Genomic DNA, 5709 nt, shown 5'->3' on the forward strand with positions numbered 1-5709 from the left:
CTGTACCGATTGGGTGCGGCAGTTTTTTTAAGTTGAAACAGTTTCATATTATATATGAAATATTCATATGAAACCATATTGAAAATTCATAGTGCAGTGGTATAATACAATAAAAGGAGTGACGAGCAATGAACATTACCGAATTTGCAAAAGCCGCAGGAGTATCAAAATCTGCTGTGAGCAGATATTTCAATGACGGCTATGTGAGTGAAGAAAAGCGCAGGCTTATTGAAGCCGCCATAGAAGCCACAGGCTATGCCCCAAGCGTTCAGGCGCAGAACGTGAGAACAAGGGTGACAAAGCTTGTGGGAGTTATTATACCGAAGCTTTCAAGCGAGAGCTGTGCAAGAGAGGTAGAGGGAATAAGTCAGGTACTCAGTGAGCAGGGCTATCAGCTTTTGCTTGTGAACTCTGCCAACGACCCAAAGAAAGAAGTGGAATATCTGGAGCTTTTCCGAAGCAATCGTGTTGACGGAGTTATCTTCTTGGCTTCTGTTTTCACTCCGCTCCATGACGCTGTGCTGAAAAAAATGCGTGTGCCGGTGGTAATTGTGGGACAGGAATACAAGGGTGCAAACTGCGTTTGTCATGACGATTACAAAGCCGCCTATACCGCAGAGAAGCTTATGCTTGACAAAGGCTGCAAAAAGCCCGCTTTTATCGGTGTTACCGAGCAGGACAAGGCGGCAGGTCAGGCAAGAAAAGACGGGTTTCTCCACGCCCTTTCTGATAACGGCATCAACATTGAAAAGTCTGATATGCAGACGGCTGAATTTAAAATGGACTCAGGCTACAAAAGGGCTTTGACATTACTGAGAAGCGGCAGAAAATACGACCACATTTTCTGTGCCACCGACAATCTTGCCGCAGGTGCGCTCCTTGCCTGCCGTGAGCAGGGATTGAAAGTACCAGAAGATATAATGATAGCAGGTATTGGCGACTCTCAGCTTTGTAATGTCACGTCCACTCCCCTGACCTCTGTGCATTTTCATTATCGCACCGCAGGCATAGAAGCGGCACAAATGCTGCTCAATTCACTTAAACGAGAAAGCTCTATACCAAAGACACTGACGCTCGATTTTGAGCTGGAAGAGCGTGAGTCTACAGAGAAAAAATGTGAAACTGTGTGAAACCTTGTAATACCTCCTTGTAAGTTTATATTATTTGTCAATAGACAAATGCACTGTCATTGGTTATAATATAGTTAATGAAATCGGTATCACATAAATGATGAAACTGATAAAATAACATAGTTCGGACAAAATAATAAAAAAGCAAGCAAAGGACGGGATATTATGGATCACAGAAGTTCAGCTCGTGAGATACTTTCTGCTATAGGCGGAAAGGAAAATCTGGTCAGTGCCGCACACTGTGCCACAAGATTAAGACTTATAATCGCAGACAACTCAAAGATACAGAAAGAAACATTGGAGAACATTGACGTTGTTAAAGGCGTTTTTGAAGCTTCAGGACAGCTTCAGATTATCATAGGCACCGGAACGGTAAACAAGGTCTATGACGAATTTATCGCTGAGGCAGGCGTGGAAGCCTCTTCAAAGGACGAAGTCAAGGCTCAGGTGGCTCAGAAGCAGAACTGGTTCAAAAGGCTTATCAAAACTCTCGGCGACGTATTCGTACCTATAATCCCTGCTATCGTTGCAGGCGGTCTTATCATGGGAATAATGGAAGCCTTGAATTTCATGGCTTCAAACGGCTTTATCTCCCTTGACACAAATGGATATGTTTTCACAATATTCAAACTGCTTTCAAATGCAGCGTTCACATTCCTGCCGATACTTATTGGCTATTCTGCAACTAAGGTGTTCGGTGGCAACCCTTATCTTGGTGCGGTAATAGGAATGTTCCTTATCCACCCTGACCTGCAAAACGCATGGACAGTTTCCACAAACGGATATGAGCAGACTTTCTCCATATTTGGTCTGTTCAACGTTCACATGGTAGGCTATCAGGGTCATGTAATTCCTATCATAATCGCTTCATTCATTCTTGCGACTATGGAGAAAAAGCTTCACAAGAAAGTGCCTGACATTGTCGACCTTTTCGTTACACCTCTTGTGAGCCTTACAGTAACAGCTTTCCTCGTTTACACCTTTATCGGTCCTGTATTCGTTGCCCTTGAAAATGGCATTATCACAGGCGTTCAGAAGCTTATCACTATCCCATTCGGCATTGGCTCGTTCATAATGGGCGGTTTCTATTCAACAACAGTTGTTGGCGGTATACATCATATGTACACTGTTATCGACATTGGTCAGCTTGCTAAATATGGTGCGACATATTGGCTGCCTCTGGCATCTGCCGCAAATATGGCTCAGGGAGCTGCCTGCCTTGCAGTGGCAGTAAGAAGCAAGAACAATAAGATAAGATCAATGGCTTATCCATCTGCTCTGTCTTGTATGCTTGGCATCACAGAGCCTGCAATATTCGGTGTAAACCTTAGATTTGTAAAGCCTTTCATATTCGGCTCTATCGGCGGCGCTTGCGGAGCAATGGTCGCTTCTATCCTCCACCTTGGCGCAACTGCAACAGGTGTAACAGGAATATTTGCAATACTTCTTACACTCAACCACCCAGTGAAGTATATAATCTCAATGGCTGTAGCAATGGGCGTTGCATTCACTCTTACTTGGCTTTTCGGCACGAACAACGAGCAGATAAGAAACGAGAACAAGACTTCCGAAAACAAGACAGAAAAGGCTGAACAGCCTGCACAGGCTATGGAAACAAAGGCTGAAAATGCAGATGTAGCAGATGACGGCATTATCACAGCTCCGCTTAGCGGCAAGGCTGTAAAGCTTGAAAACGTTCCTGACCAGACCTTTGCGCAGGGCATACTTGGTCTTGGTGCGGCAATAGAACCTACTGAGGGCAAGGTCGTTGCACCCGGCGACGGCAAGGTCGAAACGCTTTTTGACACTTTCCATGCAGTTGGTTTGACACTTGACAACGGCAAGGAGCTTCTTATCCACGTTGGAATAAACACTGTTGAGCTTAAAGGCGAGGGCTTCAAGGCTTACGTTTCTGAGGGCGACAGAGTAACAAAGGGACAGACGCTTATCACTTTCGATATGGACTTTATAAAGAGCAAGGGCTATCAGACTATCACACCTGTTCTTGTGGGCAATTCAGACGAATTTGCCTCCGTTGAGGAGCTTGCAGAAGAAGGCACAGAAGTGACTATAGGAGATAAGCTAATAAAGGTAAACGCATAAAGTACAGACAAGCCGTCAATAATTATAGTCAACGCATTAAAAGGAGAGGATATAAATGGATAACAAAGAAAAACTGGAAAACAGAGAAAGAATAAAGAACGCAAAATGGCGTCAGAGATTTCATATCGAACCGCCTGACGGCTGGCTCAATGACCCGAACGGTCTGAGCTTTTACAAGGACGAATATCATGTTTATTTTCAGTACAGCCCAATTGCCGCTGACGGTCACACGCCAAGAGGCTGGGGACATTATCACGGCAGCGACCTTATGCACATGACTTATGACAGAGCAGTTATGATGCCTGACATTCCTGAGGACAGCCATGGTGTTTACTCAGGAAGCGCCATTGAAAATGACGGTGTTCTGCATATTTTCTACACAGGTAATGTGAAGATGACAGGCGATTATGATTATGTCAAAGCCGGCAGAGGTGCGAACGTTATCCACGTCACCACCACAGACGGAAGCAAAATGAGTGAAAAGCAGGTACTTCTCAGAAACAGCGACTACCCTGATTTCTGCTCATGCCATGTGAGAGATCCAAAGGTGTGGAAAGAGGGCGACGCATGGAAAATGGTGCTCGGTGCAAGAACTCTTGACGACGAGGGCTGTGTGCTTGTATACGAATCTGACGATCTTATAACCTGGAAATACACCGGCAAGGTATACAAAGAGGGCTACGGCTATATGTGGGAATGCCCTGACTATTTCGAGATAGACGGCAAGGGCTTTTTAAGCACCTGCCCGCAGGGTATGCCTCACTATGAAACAAAGTGGCAGAACCTTAACGAATCAGGCTACTTCACTGTTCAGGGCAAGCTTGAGGACAGCGTTCTCGGTGACTTTACCGAATGGGACATGGGCTTTGATTTCTATGCACCGCAGACGTTCCTTGACCCACAGGGCAGGAGGATACTCATAGGCTGGCTTGGCATGGATAACAAGGTCTACGGCAATGCCACAACTGAACTTGGCTGGCAGCACTGCCTTACCATACCGAGAGTTGTAACTGTTGCACCCAACGGCAAGCTCAGACAGCAGCCTATAGCTGAATTTGACGAGCTTAAAAGCAACGCACGCCGTCAGAGCAGCGGTCAAACTGCAGAATATCCTCTGCCATTTGAGCTTGACGGCGAGCCTGCGGACAGCTTCAGCATATCATTTGACGGTAAGCTTGAACTTAGCTTTGATAAAGAAAAGCAGCTTTTTTCAATGAGATTTACCGATGAAAAATACGGCTGTGGCAGAACGGTAAGAAACGCAGAGATAGACAGCGTGAGAAACATAAGAGTTATCGCAGATATGTCAAGCATTGAGGTATATATCAATGACGGCGAAACTGTGATGTCAACAAGAATATATCCCGATAATGACAGCGTAAAGCTTAAAGTAAACGGCTTTGAGGCACAGGTCTGGGACATCTGAGAGGGGGAACTGCAATGGGAAACACACTTATTGCCATTGGCGAAGCACTGATAGATTTTATTCCTGCACAGACAGGCTGTGCCTTTGAAGAAGTAACAGCTTTCAGCCCTAAAAGCGGCGGAGCGCCTGCAAACGTCTGCGGAGCGTTCACTATCCTTGGTGGAAGCTCGAAATTTATCACTCAGCTTGGTGATGACCCATTCGGAAGAAAGATAGCAGGCGACCTTGCAAGGGCTGGAATCGACACTTCCCTTGTGAGCTTCACCGACAAGGCGAACACAGCTTTGGCTTTTGTGAGCCTTGAAAATGACGGCAACAGGACGTTCTCATTCTACAGAAAGCCCTCCGCAGATATGCTTTTTTCAGCGGAGCAGGTAAAAGAGGAATGGTTTGAGGACGCATACGCACTGCATTTTTGCAGTGTTTCCCTTGGAGATTTTCCGATGAAAGACGCACACAAAAAGGCTATCGCCTATGCACGTCAAAAAGGCGCAATGATAAGCTTTGACCCTAATCTGCGTTTTCCTCTTTGGAACGACAAGAAAGCTCTGCATGATACCGTGAATGAGTTTATACCAATGGCTGACATTGTGAAGATATCAGACGAAGAGCTTGGATTTATCACAGGTGAAAACGACATCAAAGCCGCTCTGCCAAAGCTTTTCACAGGCAATGTGAAGCTTGTGATATACACCTGCGGCTCAGAGGGAGCATATGCTTTCACCAATAACGCTCAGGCATTTGCAGAGAGCGAAAAGGTGAAAGCAGTTGACACAACAGGTGCAGGGGACGGATTTATAGGCTCGTTCCTATATGCACTAAAAACTCTCAATGTGACCGCCGAAGGTCTTTGTGACCTTGACAATGCACAGCTAGAACGCTGTATAGCGTTTTCAAATAAATTCTGCGGTGAAAGCGTTAAACACCAGGGCGCTATCGACTCCTACAGAAAAATAGAATTTATATAAATTTGCATAATAATTATCCTTTAATAATACATTTCCTTAAAACAAAGCCTTCCCCTTTAAGAGCGTTGACATAGGAAAACAA

Annotated in this window: 4 protein-coding genes; all 4 read left to right on the top strand. The window is 45.3% G+C overall.

Features of this window, described 5'->3' with window-relative positions:
* Positions 1-128 precede the first annotated feature (128 nt).
* The 4 genes from QVO88_RS00895 to QVO88_RS00910 all read left to right on the top strand — a co-directional run bounded on the left by QVO88_RS00895 (position 129) and on the right by QVO88_RS00910 (position 5627).
* Positions 129-1130, top strand: coding sequence for a LacI family DNA-binding transcriptional regulator (locus QVO88_RS00895; protein ID WP_022286650.1), 1002 nt, complete (start codon positions 129-131; stop codon positions 1128-1130).
* A gap of 165 nt (positions 1131-1295) precedes the next feature.
* Positions 1296-3233: a PTS beta-glucoside transporter subunit IIBCA gene (locus tag QVO88_RS00900; protein WP_022286651.1), complete on the top strand. Its 1938-nt coding sequence runs from the start codon at positions 1296-1298 to the stop codon at positions 3231-3233.
* Positions 3234-3288: 55 nt separating this feature from the next.
* A complete protein-coding gene (locus QVO88_RS00905; protein ID WP_022286652.1) occupies positions 3289-4659 on the top strand; it encodes a glycoside hydrolase family 32 protein in 1371 nt (456 codons plus the stop codon).
* Positions 4660-4673: 14 nt separating this feature from the next.
* Complete coding sequence (locus QVO88_RS00910) at positions 4674-5627, top strand: carbohydrate kinase (RefSeq protein WP_022286653.1); 954 nt, start codon at positions 4674-4676, stop codon at positions 5625-5627.
* Positions 5628-5709: the final 82 nt, after the last annotated feature.

The sequence above is a fragment of the Ruminococcus sp. CAG:57 genome, from assembly GCF_000435935.1.
GTDB lineage: Bacteria > Bacillota > Clostridia > Oscillospirales > Ruminococcaceae > Hominimerdicola > Hominimerdicola aceti.

Excerpts from the sequence above, each read along its gene's own strand:
- QVO88_RS00900 (WP_022286651.1), top strand. The coding sequence starts at position 1,296 with ATGGATCACAGAAGTTCAGCTCGTGAGATACTTTCTGCTATAGGCGGA.
- QVO88_RS00910 (WP_022286653.1), top strand. The coding sequence starts at position 4,674 with ATGGGAAACACACTTATTGCCATTGGCGAAGCACTGATAGATTTTATT.
- QVO88_RS00905 (WP_022286652.1), top strand. The coding sequence starts at position 3,289 with ATGGATAACAAAGAAAAACTGGAAAACAGAGAAAGAATAAAGAACGCA.
- QVO88_RS00895 (WP_022286650.1), top strand. The coding sequence starts at position 129 with ATGAACATTACCGAATTTGCAAAAGCCGCAGGAGTATCAAAATCTGCT.